Origin of the sequence: Patulibacter sp. NPDC049589 (genome assembly GCF_040675535.1) — a bacterium.
In the GTDB taxonomy this organism is placed as follows: domain Bacteria; phylum Actinomycetota; class Thermoleophilia; order Solirubrobacterales; family Solirubrobacteraceae; genus Patulibacter.
Map to the genome: position 1 here is coordinate 1 of NZ_JBFAPC010000132.1, position 15,978 is coordinate 15,978.

20 protein-coding genes, 1 pseudogene and 1 riboswitch are annotated in these 15,978 nt (G+C 70.0%); of the genes and pseudogenes, 5 read left to right on the forward strand and 16 right to left on the reverse strand.

The annotated features are described in order from the left end of the window. The coding region (gene arsB / locus AB0L40_RS20470; RefSeq protein ID WP_364358857.1) for an ACR3 family arsenite efflux transporter at positions 1–786 on the reverse strand (786 nt) is incomplete at its 3' end. A 74-nt stretch (positions 787–860) separates the two neighbouring features. Here arsB and AB0L40_RS20475 point away from each other — a divergent pair. Then, positions 861–1,214 (forward strand): metalloregulator ArsR/SmtB family transcription factor, encoded by a 354-nt coding sequence (locus tag AB0L40_RS20475; RefSeq protein WP_364358860.1) that lies wholly within the window; start codon positions 861–863, stop codon positions 1,212–1,214. A 29-nt stretch (positions 1,215–1,243) separates the two neighbouring features. After that, positions 1,244–2,008, forward strand: a complete 765-nt coding sequence (arsM, locus tag AB0L40_RS20480) for an arsenite methyltransferase (RefSeq protein ID WP_364358863.1) — start codon at positions 1,244–1,246, stop codon at positions 2,006–2,008. A gap of 13 nt (positions 2,009–2,021) precedes the next feature. Here the strand turns inward: arsM and AB0L40_RS20485 are convergent, their stop codons facing one another. The 4 genes from AB0L40_RS20485 to AB0L40_RS20500 form a co-directional block, all read right to left on the reverse strand. After that, positions 2,022–2,351 carry a YnfA family protein gene (locus AB0L40_RS20485; protein WP_364358866.1) on the reverse strand — a complete coding sequence of 110 codons (330 nt, stop codon included), beginning with the start codon at positions 2,349–2,351 and terminating at the stop codon, positions 2,022–2,024. A gap of 344 nt (positions 2,352–2,695) precedes the next feature. Beyond that, complete coding sequence (locus AB0L40_RS20490; RefSeq protein WP_364358869.1) at positions 2,696–2,935, reverse strand: hypothetical protein; 240 nt, start codon at positions 2,933–2,935, stop codon at positions 2,696–2,698. Positions 2,936–2,999: 64 nt separating this feature from the next. Next, positions 3,000–3,440, reverse strand: coding sequence for a YetF domain-containing protein (locus tag AB0L40_RS20495; protein ID WP_364358872.1), 441 nt, complete (start codon positions 3,438–3,440; stop codon positions 3,000–3,002). Between the two features lie 13 nt (positions 3,441–3,453). Continuing rightward, a complete protein-coding gene (locus AB0L40_RS20500) occupies positions 3,454–3,891 on the reverse strand; it encodes a hypothetical protein (protein WP_364358875.1) in 438 nt (145 codons plus the stop codon). 248 nt (positions 3,892–4,139) lie between these two features. Between AB0L40_RS20500 and AB0L40_RS20505 the strand changes: the two genes are divergently transcribed. The 3 genes from AB0L40_RS20505 (at position 4,140) to AB0L40_RS20515 (ending at position 7,911) form a co-directional block, all read left to right on the forward strand. Continuing rightward, positions 4,140–4,838 carry a GPR1/FUN34/YaaH family transporter gene (locus AB0L40_RS20505; protein WP_364358878.1) on the forward strand — a complete coding sequence of 233 codons (699 nt, stop codon included), beginning with the start codon at positions 4,140–4,142 and terminating at the stop codon, positions 4,836–4,838. Between the two features lie 152 nt (positions 4,839–4,990). Beyond that, positions 4,991–7,423: a nitrate reductase gene (locus tag AB0L40_RS20510; protein ID WP_364358881.1), complete on the forward strand. Its 2,433-nt coding sequence runs from the start codon at positions 4,991–4,993 to the stop codon at positions 7,421–7,423. Beyond that, a complete protein-coding gene (locus AB0L40_RS20515; RefSeq protein ID WP_364358884.1) occupies positions 7,420–7,911 on the forward strand; it encodes a hypothetical protein in 492 nt (163 codons plus the stop codon). Before AB0L40_RS20510 ends, AB0L40_RS20515 begins: the two co-directional genes overlap by 4 nt. Before the next feature lie 251 nt (positions 7,912–8,162). On the opposite strand, the gene AB0L40_RS20520 is transcribed toward AB0L40_RS20515, so the two are convergent. From AB0L40_RS20520 to AB0L40_RS20570, 11 genes and pseudogenes are all read right to left on the reverse strand, one after another. Beyond that, positions 8,163–8,438: an HU family DNA-binding protein gene (locus AB0L40_RS20520; RefSeq protein WP_364358887.1), complete on the reverse strand. Its 276-nt coding sequence runs from the start codon at positions 8,436–8,438 to the stop codon at positions 8,163–8,165. A gap of 113 nt (positions 8,439–8,551) precedes the next feature. After that, a complete protein-coding gene (locus AB0L40_RS20525; protein ID WP_364358890.1) occupies positions 8,552–9,541 on the reverse strand; it encodes a L,D-transpeptidase in 990 nt (329 codons plus the stop codon). A gap of 104 nt (positions 9,542–9,645) precedes the next feature. After that, positions 9,646–10,158, reverse strand: coding sequence for a DUF2269 domain-containing protein (locus AB0L40_RS20530; protein WP_364358893.1), 513 nt, complete (start codon positions 10,156–10,158; stop codon positions 9,646–9,648). Positions 10,159–10,448: 290 nt separating this feature from the next. Beyond that, entirely contained in the window at positions 10,449–10,931 is a 483-nt protein-coding gene (locus AB0L40_RS20535; protein WP_364358896.1) for a DUF4396 domain-containing protein, read from the reverse strand. Positions 10,932–10,948: 17 nt separating this feature from the next. After that, positions 10,949–11,161: a hypothetical protein gene (locus AB0L40_RS20540; RefSeq protein WP_364358899.1), complete on the reverse strand. Its 213-nt coding sequence runs from the start codon at positions 11,159–11,161 to the stop codon at positions 10,949–10,951. A gap of 243 nt (positions 11,162–11,404) precedes the next feature. After that, complete coding sequence (locus AB0L40_RS20545; protein ID WP_364358902.1) at positions 11,405–12,565, reverse strand: peptidoglycan-binding protein; 1,161 nt, start codon at positions 12,563–12,565, stop codon at positions 11,405–11,407. Positions 12,566–12,676: 111 nt separating this feature from the next. Continuing rightward, positions 12,677–13,459, reverse strand: a complete 783-nt coding sequence (locus AB0L40_RS20550; protein ID WP_364358905.1) for an NlpC/P60 family protein — start codon at positions 13,457–13,459, stop codon at positions 12,677–12,679. Between the two features lie 2 nt (positions 13,460–13,461). Further along, a riboswitch (cyclic di-AMP (ydaO/yuaA leader) is annotated at positions 13,462–13,604 on the reverse strand. A 257-nt stretch (positions 13,605–13,861) separates the two neighbouring features. Further along, a complete protein-coding gene (locus tag AB0L40_RS20555) occupies positions 13,862–14,818 on the reverse strand; it encodes a M56 family metallopeptidase (RefSeq protein ID WP_364358908.1) in 957 nt (318 codons plus the stop codon). Next, positions 14,815–15,204 carry a BlaI/MecI/CopY family transcriptional regulator gene (locus AB0L40_RS20560; protein WP_364358911.1) on the reverse strand — a complete coding sequence of 130 codons (390 nt, stop codon included), beginning with the start codon at positions 15,202–15,204 and terminating at the stop codon, positions 14,815–14,817. The genes AB0L40_RS20555 and AB0L40_RS20560 overlap by 4 nt, the downstream gene beginning before the upstream one ends. Before the next feature lie 51 nt (positions 15,205–15,255). Then, entirely contained in the window at positions 15,256–15,516 is a 261-nt protein-coding gene (locus AB0L40_RS20565) for a hypothetical protein (protein ID WP_364358913.1), read from the reverse strand. A gap of 55 nt (positions 15,517–15,571) precedes the next feature. After that, a pseudogene (locus tag AB0L40_RS20570) lies at positions 15,572–15,949 on the reverse strand (methyltransferase domain-containing protein); the annotation flags it as partial. Positions 15,950–15,978: the final 29 nt, after the last annotated feature.

Below are 15,978 nucleotides of genomic sequence, written 5' to 3' on the forward strand. Positions count from 1 at the left end.
GGAGGTGATCGCGTCGCCCTGGATCGCGAAGAGCATCACGATCGTGAAGAGCAGCCCGTAGAGCGCGAACGGCCCGATCTTCGGCAAGAACCTGGTCTCGTACGCCTCCTCCCCCATGCGCCGCACACCGATGTAGCGCGTCAGCGCACCAGCGACGAGGGGGATGCCGAGGAAGATCAGGACCGTGCGGGCGACCTCCCAGATGCCGATCGAGAACCCCTGGCTGTCGAGGCCCAGGAGGTCCGGGAGGGCGGTGAGGTAGAACCAGCCCAGGACGCTGTAGGCGACGATCTGGAAGACGGAGTTGATCGCCACCAAGAGCGCGGTGGACTCGCGGTCCGCGCACGAGAGGTCGCTCCAGATCAGGACCATCGCGATGCAGCGGGCGAGGCCGACGATGATCAGGCCGGTGCGGAACTCGGGCTGGTCGGCGAGGAAGATCCAGGCCAGCGCGAACATCACCGCCGGCCCGACCACCCAGTTCAGCACCAGGGAGGCGCCGAGCAGCTTGGCGGTCTCCGGGGAGCGGTCGCGGGCGACGTCGCCGTAGCGGACCTTCGCCAGCACGGGGTACATCATCAAGAGCAGCCCGACGGCGATCGGCAGCGACACGGTGCCGATGCGGAGCTCGTCGAGGCCGTCGTTGATCGACGGGATCGCCGCCCCCAGGACCAGCCCGGCGGCCATCGCCAGGAGGATCCAGACGGGCAGGAAGCGGTCCAGCGTCGATAGGCGCTGCAGGACCGGTCGGTCCGCCGACGCGGTCGGTGCGGTGACGGTGGCCATACCCCGCACCGTATCTAGTGACGAAAGTCGATGCAATCGACAAACGTGACTTCTTTGTGTAGCTTGCTGTTTCGATGAACGTCGATCTGCAGCTCGAGCCGAAGACCAAGCGGGCCGCCGGCGCGCCGTGCTGCGAGCCCGTCGTCTATCCCGACGTCGACCGCGACAAGGCCACCCGCCTGGCCGAGGTCGCCAAGGCGCTGGGCGATCCGATCCGGCTGCAGCTCGTCGACGTGCTCCGCAGGCACGCCGGCAAGGTCTGCGTCTGCGAGCTCGTGCCGCTCTTCGACGTCTCCCAGTCCACGCTGAGCCACCACCTCAAGAAGCTGCGCGACGCCGGCATCGTCGACAGCGAGCGCCAAGGCCTCTGGGCCTACTACTACGTCCTGCCCGAGGCGCTCGACGAGCTCCACGGCTGGCTCGGCTGACCCCCCACCACACACGCGAGAGATCCCCCGTGAGCACCACTGATCGCAGCACCCTGACCGACGAGCAGCTCCGGGAGGAGGTCCGCGCGAAGTACGCGCAGGCCGCCACGCAGGGCTCGAGCTGCTGCAGCCCCGCCGTCTCCACGACCGACGAGCACGGCACCGAGGTCTTCGGCGCCGCCCTCTACGACGCCGACACCGCCGGCGAAGGTGGCACGGCCATCGCCGGGTCGCTCGGCTGCGGCATCCCGACCGCCGTCGCCGCACTGAAGGACGGCGACGTCGTCCTGGACCTCGGCTCCGGCACCGGCGGCGACGTCCTCATCTCCGCCCGCCGCGTCGCCCCGACCGGCCGCGCGATCGGCATCGACATGACCGACGAGATGCTCGACCAGGCCCGCCAGAACGCCGCAGAGGCCGGCCTGCAGAACGTGGAGTTCCGCAAGGGGTACCTCGAGGACCTCCCGCTCGAGGACGCCTCCGTCGACGTCGTGATCTCCAACTGCGTCATCAACCTCGCCGGCGACAAGAACAAGGTCCTCGCCGAAGCCGCCCGTGTCCTCAAGCCCGGCGGCCGGTTCGCCGTCTCCGACGTCATAGCCGACCCCGACATGGACGACGCCACCAAGCGCGACATGCAGCAGTTCACCGGCTGCATCGCCGGCGCCCTCACCCGCCGCGAGTTCGAAGACGCCCTCGCCGCCGCCGGCCTCGTCGACGTCGAGATCCACGAGACCCACCGCGTCCACGCCAAAGCCGGGTCCGCGATCGTCCGCGCCACCAAGCCCGTCTAGCGCTCCGTACGGATCAGCTGCGCGGCGCGTACATGATCAGACCAACTCCGGCGAGGCAAACCGCGGCGCCGCCGAGGTCCCAGCGGTCGGGGCGGTAGCCGTCGGCGACCATCCCCCACGCCAGCGATCCGGCGACGAAGACTCCGCCGTACGCGGCGAGGATCCGTCCGAACTCCGCGTCGGGCTGCAGCGTGGCAACGAACCCGTAGATCCCGAGCGCGATCACACCCGCGCCGACCCAGAGCAGGCCGCGATGTTCGCGGATGCCTTGCCAGACCAACCAGGCGCCGCCGATCTCAAAGAGCGCCGCAAGCGCGAAGAGGGCGATCGACTTGGCGGCCACCCGCTCATCGTAGGCCTCGCGTCGACGACGGCTCTTGGCAAGCCGCAACGATCGCGGGCCCGGCGGTGGCCAGATGGGCGCGTCCCACTTCCAACGAGCGGGACGCGCGCCGGTGCGAAGCGGTGGTCGTCGTTCCGGCTCGCCCTACGGGCAAGCCTCCACGCCGACCACCACACCGGACCGCCAAGCGCCTCGCCGGACCCTCGCAGAACCAAGCATTGCGATCACCGCGAGGACCCAAGGATCCTCGACTGGGACACGTTCTCTGCCGAAGTATCCTGGCCGGCGAACGCCCCTTCGAGCCTGGGACCTCCCCGCTGGAGTGTTGTTCGGCGTCGCGTGGCTCAGGACTTCTTCGCGGTGGCCTTGCCGCCCTTCTTGCCGGCGGCCTTCTTCTGCTTCGTGGTGCCGCCCTGGCTCTTGGTGCTCTTGGTCTTCTTGCCCGAGCCGGACTTCTTGCCGCCGCGCTCCGACGACCCCTCGGAGTTCGCGATCGCCGCCGCGCGGCTCTTGCTCATCCCCTTCTTCTTCAAGCCCTCGTACTGCTTGTCGTTTTTGACGCTCGAACCGTGATCCTTGGCCATGCGGGCCCCCTACCCCGTCCCCGGATCCGTGCGCGGCCCGCCCCACAAAGGAAGGGACGCTGGGTCAGGTGCGTTGAATGAAGGAGATGCGGCCGTTGGTCTCCAGGACCGCGAAGCGCACGTCGGCGAGGTCGTCGATCTGGTTCTGGCGTGCCTCGGACCGCAGCTCCTCGACGGTGATCCGCTCGCGCCGCAGGTTGCGGTCGACGACCTGGCCGTCTTGCACCAGGACGAGCGGCTCGCCCTCGAGCACCGGCCGCAGGCGCGGGACGCGGAACGACACGTAGCTCATCAGCACCGTCAGGAAGGCGATCGTGGCGATCACGGTGATCGCGCCGGTCAGCGAGTAGTCGCTCTGCGTGACGCCCTGTTGCACGAGGTCGCCGATCACGACCAGCAGGATCAGGTCGAACGGCTCCATCGAGCTGAGCTCGCGCCGCCCGACCGCCCGGGTGACGACCCAGATCACGACGAAGATGACGATTGCCCGGAGGACGAGATCCATCAGCGCACCTCGTTCAGGGGAGGACGGTCGCGGAAGCGGGCAGCCGCAGCGAAGGAGGCGGGTCGTCGCCCCCGGGCTGCAGGACGACGGAGAGGTCCTGGCGACCGAGCGTGTCGGGGTTGACCTGCAGCTGCAGGTAGACCGTCAGCTCGTCGCCGGCCTCGAGCGTCGCGTAGGTGAGCGCCAGCGACCGACCGCGGGTGGTCTCGTCCGCGGGTGCCGGCTCGATGGTGTTGAGCTGCATCCCCCGGACGTAGCCCGCGCCGAGGACGACCTGCGGCTCGACGATCCGCGTACGCGCGCGGATCGTCACCCGGGCCGGCCACATGAGACCGCCGCGCAACGCCGACGGGGTGTCCACCGTGAGGTCAGCGGTCGCCGTTCGCACCGACGAGGTGTGCTCGGACTGCCCCAGCTGTCCGGTCAGCGCCACGACGATCACGACGGCCATCGCCGCGACGATCGCCCGTCGTACCCATGGGTGGTGCGTGCGACCGCGAAGGTCGCGCGTCCGACCGAGATCGAACTCGACCGTCGAGGAGCCCCGAGGGGGCGAGAGGCCGGACACCCCACGGGTTCTACCCCGCCGACCCGCCCGACGGAAACGCTGGACGAAACGATGCGACGCGCCGGGCTCGTCCCGGGCCGCTACCGGTCACGTGGGTGTCCGGGCGCCGTCCTTCGGGTACGCACGGCCGCATGTCCCCGTCCCCTTCGGCCACGCCGGGCCCGGATCTGCACCCGGTCGGGGCGCGGGTCGTCCTGCGTCCGATCGGTAATCCGTTGCCCCTGGGGTTCCTCGCGCTGGCGGGTGGCACCCTGGTGCTCAGCGGCCTGCAGCTGGGGTGGGTGCCGCAGGCGCAGGGACGGGACGTCGCGTTGATCCTGCTGGCGTTCGTCCTGCCGCTGCAGGTGCTCGCTGCGATCTTCGGGTTCCTCGCACGGGATGTCGTGGCGGGCACCGGGATGGGCGTTCTCGCGGGCACCTGGGCGTCCGTCGGTCTGGTGACGCTCACCGCCGACCCCGGGTCCACGAGCGACGCGCTCGGGCTGCTCCTGCTCCTCGCGGCCGTCGCGATGCTCGTGCCTGCCGCAGCGGCCGCGACCGGCAAGCTCGTGGTCGCCGCGCTGCTCACGCTCACCGCGGCGCGGTTCGCGACGACCGGGATCTACCAGCTCGACGGGTCGTCGGCCTGGAAAGACGTCTGCGGCGTGATCGGCCTCGTCCTCTGCGCCGCCGCCGTCTACACCGCACTGGCCATGGCACTCGAGGACGCCCGCCGCCGGACCGTGCTGCCGCTCGGCCGCGTCGGCACCGGCCGCGACGCGCTCTCCGGCGACGCGGCAGCCCAGTTCGACGGGGTGCAGCACGAGGCCGGGGTCCGAGAGCAGCTCTGATCCCTGCGGGAGCGCGCCAAGCAGCGCACGACACGCCGTCTCGTACGTGCGACAGGCGGCGGCACGGGTGGCCCGGCGCAGCCAAGCGCGCGACCGGAGGACGAGCAGGTCCGGACCGACGTCGCGATGGGCGATCGGGGTAGACGAGCGGCATGGTCGATCGCATCGCCGAGCCCTGGGGCACCCGAACGCCGTACGCTCGAGGGACGGAGTGGCCGGTCCGGATCGACACGCGCCTGAATGACGGGGTCACGCCGGACGACGTCGACCACTGGGTGCCGACGGCGTCGATCCTGCACTCCAACGGCGACGCACTGGACATCGCCGTCAAGGACGGCCGGATGGTCGGGGTCCGCGGTCGCGCCGACAGCCGCGTCAATCACGGCCGCCTCGGCCCGAAGGACCTCTTCGGGTGGCAGGCCAACGCCTCCCCCGACCGCCTCACCCGCCCGCTGATCCGCCGCGACGGCATCTTGGTGGAGACCGACTGGGAGACGGCCATGGGCGCGATGGTCGACCGGTCGAAGGAGCTGCTGCAGGAGCAGGGCCCCAGCGCCTTCGGCATCTACACCTCCGGGCAGCTGTTCCTCGAGGAGTACTACACGCTCGCCACGCTCGGGCGGGCGGGCATCGGTACGAACCACATCGACGGCAACACCCGGTTGTGCACCGCCACTGCCGCGGAGGCGCTGAAGGAGACGTTCGGGTGCGACGGTCAGCCCGGCACCTACAGCGACGTCGACCACTGCGAGGTCCTGTTCCTCGTCGGCCACAACGTCGCCGAGACGCAGGTGACCCTGTGGGAGCGGATGCTCGACCGCATCCAAGGACCCGACCGCCCGAAGATCATCGTCGTCGACCCCCGGCCGACCATTCCCGCCCAGCACGCCAACGTGCACCTCGCGGTCAAGAGCGGCACGAATCTGCCGCTGATGAACGCGCTGCTCCACGAGCTGATCGCGCACGACCGGGTCGACAACGCGTTCCTGGACGAGCACACCGTCGGCTACGACGAGCTGGTCTCCCGGGTAGCGGACTGCACCCCGGAATGGGCCGCCGAGATCTGCGGCGTGTCCGCGGAGCAGATCCGCGAGGCCGCGCGGATCCTCGGCAGCACGGATCGGATCCTCTCGACGTGCCTGCAGGGCGTCTACCAGTCCCACCAGGCGACCGCCACGGCGGTCCAGGTCAACAACCTCAACCTGCTGCGCGGCGCGCTCGGCAAGCCCGGCGGCGGGATCCTGCAGATGAACGGCCAGCCGACGGCCCAGAACACCCGCGAGTGCGGTGCCAACGGCGACCTGCCGGCGTTTCGCAACTGGGCCAACGACGCGCACGTGCAGGAGCTCGCTGAGCTGTGGAACGTCGAGGCGTCGAGCATCCCGCACTACGGGCCGCCCACGCACGCAATGCAGATCTTCCGCTACGCCGAGCAGGGGTCGATCCGCTTCCTCTGGATCACTGCGACGAACCCGGCCGTCTCCCTCCCCGAGCTCCACCGGATCCGCTCCATCCTCGCGAAGGAGGGGCTCTTCGTCGTCGTCCAGGACCTCTTCCTGACGGAGACCGCAGAGCTCGCGGACATCGTCCTTCCCGCCGCGACGTGGGGTGAGAAGGAGGGCACGTTCACCAACACGGACCGCACCGTCCATCACTCCGACAAGGCCGTCGACCCGCCCGGGCAGGCACGGTCGGACCTCGACATCTTCCTCGATTACGCCCGCCGGATGGACTTCCGCGACAAGGACGGCGGGCCGCTCGTCCCCTGGCACGACCCGGAGTCCGCGTTCGAAGCGTGGCAGGCGTGCACGGAGGGCCGGCCGTGCGACTACACCGGCCTCTCCTACGAGAAGCTGCGCGCCGGCGGCGAGACCCAGTGGCCGTGCAACGCGACCTGGCCCGACGGCCGGGAACGCCTGTACACCGACGGCGACTTCCACGCGGCCCTCGAGGACTGCGAGAGCTACGGCAAGGACCTCCTCACCGGCACCGCGGTCGAGCCTGACGAGTACCGCGCGATGAACCCGAACGGCCGGGCGATGATCAAGGCCGCCGCCCACGTGCCGCCCGCCGAGCCTCCGTCGGACAACTTCCCGCTGCGGCTGAACACCGGGCGGACCGTCTACCACTTCCATACCCGCACGAAGACGGGTCGCGCACCGCAGCTCGCTGCCGCCGCCCCCGACGTCTGGGTCGAGTTCTCCGCGCCCGACGCCGACCGCCACGGCATCGGGGAGGGCGACGTCGTCGACGTCGTCGCGCCCCGCGGAAGCGTTCGCGCTCGCGCGCGCGTCACCGGCATCCGCGAGGGCATCGTGTTCGTGCCGTTTCACTACGGCTACTGGGACGCCGGCGATCAGCACGACGTGCGCAACCGCGCCGCCAACGAGCTGACGATCACCGAATGGGACCCGGCCTCGAAGCAGCCGATCTTCAAGACCGCCGCGTGCCGGATCCAGAAGGTCGCCGACGCCGACGGGCACACCGCCCCGGCCCCCACCACCACCGCCTCCCGGCCACGAGCGGCGATGGCCGCCACGACAGGCGGACGGGACGTCGAGGTCACCGAGGAGTTCGGGGCATGAAGATCGACATCGCCCTGATCGAGGTCCACGACGCCGAGACCGACCTCGCGCAGCAGCTCCTGCAGGTCGGAGAGCGTCACAGGGCCGACCACGACGTCTTCCACCTCACCCGCACCATGAGCGGCTGGGCCACGCAGCGACTGCACCGCCTCGCCACGCACTCGACGACCTACGGGGTGCCACAGGACCCCGACACGATCGACCGCGACCAGGACCGCGGAATCCTCGCGCTCGTTCGCGAGAAGGGCGCGGAGCTCGTCGGCCACCGCCCCGAACCGGCGATCCTGCTGCTTCGCGACATCCGCGACCTCCACCTCGCCGCCGCGAGGGCGTCGCTCGGCTGGACGATGCTCGGCCAGGGCGCCCAGGCCGTAAACGACCACGACCTACTGGCCACCGTCACCGCCTGCCACCCCAAGGCGATCCGCACGATGAAGTGGACCGTTCAGAAGATGAAAGAAGCAAGCCCCCAAGTCCTCGCCAGCTGACGGTCGACCGCGTGATTGGCGCTACGCCGGACACGGGCAACTCATCCGCACACAGAGTTCACCGTTCGGTCCCGTAAGCCAGTCCTCTGCCGGGACACTCCGCGACGTCGCGCCGCTACTGCTCCGCGATGCCAGAGGTCCGCGAGTTGTCATTCCGAGGCGTATCGAACGCAGGCGTTCATCCCGGATGCAGCGGGATGGGCCGCGTTCGGCTCCGCGCCCGTGGCGTCGGCCACGGTCCCGCCAGCCTGCTACGCGTTGAGCTGCTTTTTGAGGCCGGCGGCAGCCGAGAACTTTGCCGCGGTGCTGGCAGCGATCTGGATCGTTTCCCCGTTGGAAGGGTTTCGACCTTCCCTGGCGGCACGCTCAGTGGTGCTGAACTCTCCGAAGCCGACGATCGCGACGTCCCGGCCTTCCGACAGCTCGTCGGCAATCGCGGCAAACGCCGCGTCCACCGCGTTCTTACCCTGAGCGGCGGTGAGGCCAGCCTCGGCCGCGATTCGTTCTGCGAGCTCCTGCTTGTTCATGCCGGCCACGCTACCCAAACCGCGCACCGTGTCCTCAACGGCCGCACTCGCCCGTGACGCACCGCCTTCTGCTGGGCGACGGGCCGAACCTCGCGTGGGCCGCGGCTCGGTGCTCAGTAGGTGTCGACGGGCATGCCGATTGTCATGAAAGCGAAGATCGAGCCTGCGTCGGCCATCGGAACTCGCAGGCAACCATGGCTTGCGCCGTATCCCGCCGGAACCGACGGGAATCCGTGGACGGCGTAGCCTCGAATGAAGTACGCCGACTTGTACATGCCCTTGGCGTTGGTGCCGGGGTCCTTCCGGTAGACGCGAAACGAGCCGCGAATCGTCGGGGTGGACGGCTTTCCCGGTGATGTGTGGAAGATCCGCAGTGGCTTGCCGCCATCGACCTCGACCAGCACCCGACGGTCGACGTCGACTTCGACGTGTCGGCCATGCGACGGAAAGCGCACCGCGTAGCGTCCCTTGCCAGCGCGCAGCGCGCGGAACACGCTGGGGCTCGCTGAGGTCGTCGCGTCCATGCCCGTGACCTTGCGCAGGGCGAGCACGGCGCGCCGCGTCCGGGCGTCGTAGACGCCCTTCCGGCCGATGACATAGGCGTTCTCCGCAAGCATCTGTTGCAGCACCTGGACTCCGAGGCCGCGGTCCCCTGCTTGCAAGGTGGTCGGCACCTGACGGACGATCCTCGTCGCTGCGGTCGCGGCCGCGACCGACTGGCCGGCGGGGACGGCTGCTCGCACCACAACCCGGCCGGAACGGCGTAGGTCGGTCGGCACGACGGCCTGAGCGGTCCCCTGTGGGCTTCCGTTCACCGGCTGGAGCGGTACGGACTTCGTGATCCGCTTGCTGCCGGCGGTGAAGCTGATATCGACCGTGGTGCCTGCCGCGTACTGTGCCGTGGACGCGACTGCGCTCCATCGATCGCCCTGCAGAACCTGCTCTCCGTCTGGCCTCTGGAGCTTCAGCTCGAGACCAGAACCGGCGGCTGGAGATACGGGCGTTTGGGCCCGGGCCGTCCCGCCGGGAACGAGCACCACTGAAGTGACGGCGACCGCGATAGCGGGTCTCAGCTGGCGGGCGTGGAGACGAAACGACGGCATGACAGGACGCTAGCGCATCTCCTACGATATGTCGGAATAGAACGGGATCCGCCATCGGCACGCCCCGTCGAGTCCTCAACGTCAGGACAGTCGCTTCGTGCCGGCTATACGGAGGAGGTCCGTCGTCGCTGCTTGCGCCACCCGTACCGGGTGCGTCCCCTGGGCTTGTAGATCGAGAGGACCGTCGCGGCAAGCAGCAGCGCGAGGGCCCCTCCGGCGTGGAGGACGGGCGAGTAGCTGCGGACGGCCTCGAGGTCTGCAGCGGAGGCCGCGGTGCGCGCGAGTCCGTCGAGCGTCTGCATGTAGAGCAGGAGCACGCCGCTAGCCGCAACGTTGATCAGCAGCTTCGTGACGACCCAGTAGTGCTCGAAGACGCCCCATCGGCCCCCGAGCGAGACGACGAGCCCCGAAGCGAGTGACGCAATGCTCAGCGGCACAAGGGCGTACCAACCGATGACTTCCAGCGCCGGATAGGCGGCCCGCACGGTCTGCGGATCGGTGCTGGATGCGCCTGCGATCGCGAGCGCGACCGTGGCGGCGACCGCGCCGAGCCAACCCACCGAAGACGTGACGTGTACGAAAACGGCGAGGCGGCGGGTGCGCGGCGAGAGGGCCACGGCTACGTGACCTGCGCGAAGACGACTCTCTGCGACGTTCCGGTCTCCCACGGCGAGGCGGCGCTACCCACCTGCGCCGGCGAGATCGCGCCGCCGCCGTGCATGCCGGGCCATGCTCAGCGCCGGCAAGCTTGGAGATCACCAGGGCCGCGATCAACAGCAGAACGAGGACAGCGGCGACCTTCACCCAACGCGGCGCCCCGGGGTGACCACCATCGTCCCTCGGTGCATCGGATTCGACAGGGCTCGTCGGTTCAGTCATGAGCGGAAGTGCTTTCGGTACGAGGGTGCTAGTGATAGCCGTGCACCACGGCATGGCCCCTGCCGCGACTGATGAGCCAGCGGTTGACGGGCACGGTGATCCAGAACGCGATGAAGAGCGCGGCGGCGAGGGCGGCCCAGAACCCGACGTCTCCGAGGCCGGTGTCCATCGCGCCGGGGATGCCGAGCATGATCCCGTTGTCGATGATCTCCATGGTCAGGATGCTGACCGTGTCGGCGGCCAGCGCCAGGGCGATCACGCGACGGATGGGCAGTCCGGCGCGGATGAGCGGGATCGACGCCAGGGCGTAGCCGAAGAGGAACGCCAGCGCGACCGCCAGGGCGATCGATGCGAGGTCTCCCCACCCCCACGCTGTGGCGAGGGCCATGCCGAGGACTTCGCCGATCGCGCAGCCGGTGAGGCAGTGCAGCGTGGCGCTGATCGCGGTCCGCGTGAGGTCGGCGCCGGTGTGGTCGTGGCCCTCCATGCTGGCGTGCGAGTCGTACTCCATGACGTCAGCATATACCCCTAGGGGGTATATGCAAGGCCGGGCCGGAAGCTCGTCGTGACGGTGGGCAACGGGTCATTCTCGGGCGCGGTGAGCGACGGGTTCGTGATGCCCGGTGACGGGTCGCCGAGGCGGTCGGAGCGCAGGGCGAGGACGACGAAGGTCACGGCCACCGTCACCAGGACGAGGACGAACGTCACGGTGACAATCTGCAGGGAGCTCGGACGACGCATGGCGATCCTCGATCGATGATGAAACGGGAAGGCCGCGCCGCCGGCGGGGATCCCATGATCCCGCGAAGTCGACGACCCAGGTTCCGCTGCCCGTGCCACGGGGTCGTCATGCGCTGTGCGGCGCGGCTTTCCCGACCGTCCCTTGCGGCCACGATCCGCGCGCCGATCAGACCTTCACCGATCGACCTGCACCCGGCTCGCTCGAACACCCTAACAAGTCTCCGACGCCGTGTAGGAGTTGCTCTAGAGGCGCTTGGCGCCGACGAAGTGGGAGCCCCAGTAGCTGTCGAAGATGGCGTGTTCCATGACTCCGCGGCTGCTGGTGGCCGAGATCACGGTTGTCGGGCCGGTCGCGATGCCAACGTCCGAGGCGCCGGGGCCGGCGGTGTTGAAGAACACGAGGTCGCCGGCTCGGATGTTGCCCTTCGACACCGTGGTGCCCTCGCCGTACTGGGCGAAGCTCGTGCGCGGCAGCGACACCCCGGCTTGCTTGAACGCCCACTGCACCAGGCCGGAGCAGTCGAACGAGGACGGGCCTGTGGCTCCGTAGGAGTACGGCGCGCCCGCCTTGGACCGCGCCGCGGAGATCGCTCCGCCGCCCCCGTTGCTGGAGCCGCCAGCCTTGGCGGATGCGGCGCTGGGTGTGCTGTCGTCGTCGGGAGTGCCGGCTGAGGCGCGGATGCCGAGGCCGCCGAGGGTCGCAGGACCGGGGACACCGTCGACCTGCAGTCCGTTCTCGCGCTGGTAGTCGCGGACGGCCTTCCGGGTCTGGGGGCCCCACTCGCCGTCGACGGCGATCCCGAGCTTTCTCTGGATCGCGCGGACCGTCGCCGCCGAGAGGTTGGGGTCCGAGGCGTCACTGGCGTCCGACCGGGAGCTGGCCTTGGAGGTCGTGGATGCCTTCTTGGCGGTGCTTCCCGCTCCGAGTTTCGCGGCGGTCTGGGCGCCGACGATCCCGTCGACGGCCAGACCGTGGGAGCGCTGGAACGCTCGAACGGCTTTGTGCGTCTGGGTGCCGAACTCGCCGTCGGCGGTGAGGCCCAAGGCGCGCTGTAGGGCGGCCACACGGGAGCCGCTGTCGCCGCGCTTGAGGACGGAGTCGGTGACCGGCGCGGCCTGCGCGGTGCCAGCGGTGACCGCTTCGGTGGCCGGGACGGCGAGGGTCACGCCGACCAACGCCATCGCGAGCTTTGATCGCGCACCCTGCTTGACCCCAACCTTTCGTGCGGCTGCGGCTTCGCGGCGCAGCCGGGAGCGAACGGTGGAGCGCTCCCAGAACTCGAGCTCGCCGAGGTCGCGGCGCCCGGGGCGGGGTGCCCGAAAGGCGTAGGACTCGTCGGGAATACCGATCCGCCACAACTCGGTGGTAGCGGTCTTGGTGCCGGTCGTCGGTGCCATCTTCATCCTGCTCCTAGGTCGTTCCGGCAGCCCGGCGGACGGGCTGCTTGGACGTCGTTCGTTCGCATGGACGCCGCCGGCCCGGTGGAGGGTCGCGGGCGTGCGGGGTGGTGCTGCTCAGTTGGCGGTGACGAGGCGGCGGGCACCGACGTAGTGGGCGCCCCAGTAGTCGTCGAAGGTCTCGTGCTCGAGGACGCCGCGGCTGCTGGTGGCCGAGACGACCGTTGTCGGGCCGGTGGCGATGCCGACGTCGGAGGCCCCGGGTCCGGCGGTGTCGAAGAAGACGAGGTCTCCGGGCTGGATCGCGTCGCGCTCGACGGGCTCGCCCATGGCGAACTGGTCGAAGCTGTAGTGCGGCAGCTTCACGCCCGCCTGAGCGTAGGCCCACATCGTCAGACCGGAGCAATCGAAGCCGCCCGGAGCGTCTCCGCCGAAGCTGTACGGCGTGCCGGCCTGGCTCATCGCGGCCTGAACGGCCTGCGCGGCCGCTGATGCGGGCGCAGACGCCGGCAGGTCGGCGCGGGCCTTGAGCTGCTCTTCGATGGCGGCGGCGAACTTGAGCTCCATCGCGCGGAGCGTCTGCAGGTTCGGGCGGCCGGTGGGGACGAGCTGCCTGGCCCGCTGGTACCGCTTCAGCGCGGTGCGGGTCCCCGCCCCGAGTGCGCCGTCAGGGCGAACCTTGACCCGTCGCTGCACGCTCTTGGTCTGCGAGCGCGTGAGCTTCACCGTCCTCACCGCCAGGTCCGGATCCGGTGACGTCGACGCCGGAGCGGGCGCAGCGGCGGCGGCCGGCGGCGTGGCGGGCGTCCCGCCGCTGGGGCTCTGCGCCATCGCGCTGGCCGGCAGGGCTCCGAGGGTGATGGTGGCGGCCAAGACGATGCCGCGCGTGAACTGCTTCACAGGCGCTCTCTTTCGACGGCCTACGGGGTTAGCTGACGGGCTAGCGCAGAAAGACAGCGCCTCCACGAAGACGTGGATTAGCCCCAAAAACCACTCGGGTCCCCCGCTCGCCCGAAACCTTCGAGCGACTCGGCGTCCGCAAGTTACCACCCCCGGACCTGCCTCGCACCACACTCCGACAGCAAGTCGGACAAAACGGCGCGATCCGGTTACGAAAAGGCGCCGTTGCTGGTCCTCAGCTCATTCCGCGCGTGGCGAGTAGGCGGCAGAACGTCCGACAGGGTTTCGGGACGGTCCGGTCTTCGTGCGCGCGTTCGCCGGAGCGGGAATGCCGCGCTCGCTGGTCAGGGAGACCCAACCGGCTGGGTCCGCGCGGCCGCGGCGGACGCCGTCGTTTGGTGGTCAGCCGTCGCAGGCGTGCGGGACGGGCGCGCCGTCGGCCTGCTGCTGGCCGGCGGCGACGACGCTTGGCACGGAGGCCGTCAGCCCGAGGAGTAGCACGACTCCCAGCGCTGCGGTGGCGTTCAGGGCGCTGCGACGGAGCGCCCCGGGGGCCCGGTGGCCGCTGAGCAGCTCGTCGACGCGGTCGCGGACGTCGCGGCCTCCCCCCAGCGGCGCGACGGCCGGGTTCTGGAAGATGGTCGCCTTGCAGATCGCGCTCGCCAGGGCGAAACGATCGTGCTTGCGGGCGAGCGCCCAGGCGTCGGCGTCGCGCTCGAGATGGAACCGCAGCTGAGCGACCGCGTGCTTCGTTCCGGGGACGAAGCGCGCCAGGGCACGGCACGCCTCGGCGTAGAGGACGACGAAGCGGTGCCGGCGACGGATGTGGCCGTGCTCGTGGTCGATGCCGGCAGCGAGCTCCTCGTCGTCCAGTTGCGTCAGGGCACCGGCAGACACCACCAGGCGTGGATGACTGAAACCAGCGGCCGCGACGAAGACGTCGGGCCCGCCGACGATCACGCTGTCGGCCGGTCCGCGCCCGACAGCGTCGCGGGTGATCAGCCGTCGCACCGATCGGGCGGCGCGCACGAGCCCGAAGGCCAGCGAGATCGCCGACGCCGCCAACAGGAAGACCGGAAAGATCGCCACGGCGTCACCGACACGATGGCCGGCCACCCCGAGATGGGTGGTGGCAATCGGGATGATCGTGTGCCAGCACCAGTGGGTCATCGCGTCAAAGAGCGCGGTCGCCGGCAGGAAGAGGACGAGATAGAGCGCGACGAAGACGCTCGTCAGCGCCCGCAGCCCCAGTGCGACGCCCCACAGCGTGGCCGCGGTCGCCGGGGCGACGCGCCGCAGCGGTACGACGTGCGGCAGCAGCACCGCCGCTACGACCAACAGGGCCAGGAGCGCAATCACCGCTTCCGGGCCTCACGTGCGGCGGCGGCCTGGCGGGCCTGCTCCTGCAGAGCGGAGAGCTCGTCGGTGTCGATGGTGCCGATCAGCTGCGCCAACGCAGCCTGCCGGGCCTCCAGTGATGCTCCTGCGAGCGTGCGCTCGATCGAGCGCGACAGGTACTGCCCCTCGGTGACCTTCGCCGTGTAGATGAACGTCTTGCCGCGCCGCTCCCGGGACAGGAGCCCGCGGTCGACGAGGCGGTTGAGCACGGTCTGGACCGTGCTGTAGGCGCTGCGGTGCCGAGCGGGTAGACCTGCACGAACGTGCTCGACGGTCCCCTCACCGTTGTGCCACAGGACGATCATGATCTGCTCTTGCAACTCGCCCTGAATGGCGCCGTCGGTCATCGCACGAGTATGCCACCCAAGTCCTACGCGCCGTGGGAGATCACAGCGGGCTCACCGAGCAGGCTTCCTCGCCCACGCCAGCCCACCCTCGTGATCGAGCACCTCGACGCCGACGTCGACGAACCCCGCACGCCGCAGCTCGCCGGCCCACCAGCCCGCCCGTGCGGGACTCTCCCAACGGCCGCTGGCGACCCGCCCGACGTTCTTCATCAGCCGAACGACCCCCGGGACCCCCTTGCGCAGCATCGCGCGGACCTTCTGCGTCACGACCTCGCGGTCCCGAGCGTCGCCGAGGCCCAGGCCGAACATCATGTCGCCGAAGACGAGACGCCCCCCCCGGCCGCAGGACGCGCCAGGCCTCGAGCATCGCGAGGTGCTTCTCGGCGTCGTTGAGGTGATGGAAGCAGTAGTTGGAGACGACGAGGTCCACCGCGTCGTCGACGAGCGGCAGGCTGACGGCGGAGGACACGACGGCCTCGAGGTTGCCCAGGCCGGCGCTCGAGGCCTTCGCGCGGAGGTAGTCGGTCATGCCGGCGGAGATGTCGACCGCCCAGACGTGCTCGACGCGGTGCGCGAGAGGAAGGGCCAGCAGCCCGGTGCCCGAGCCGACGTCGACGGCGCGGTGGTGCGTCTCGGGCTGCGCGAGCTCGAGGATCCGTTCGCGCAGCGCACGGAACCCGGGACAGCGGGCGACCGCCTCGCCATCGAGGACGTGGCGATCCCAGTTCTTGGTCATGGTGCTCATGGCTGGAACTCCGACAGCTTGTAGGGATT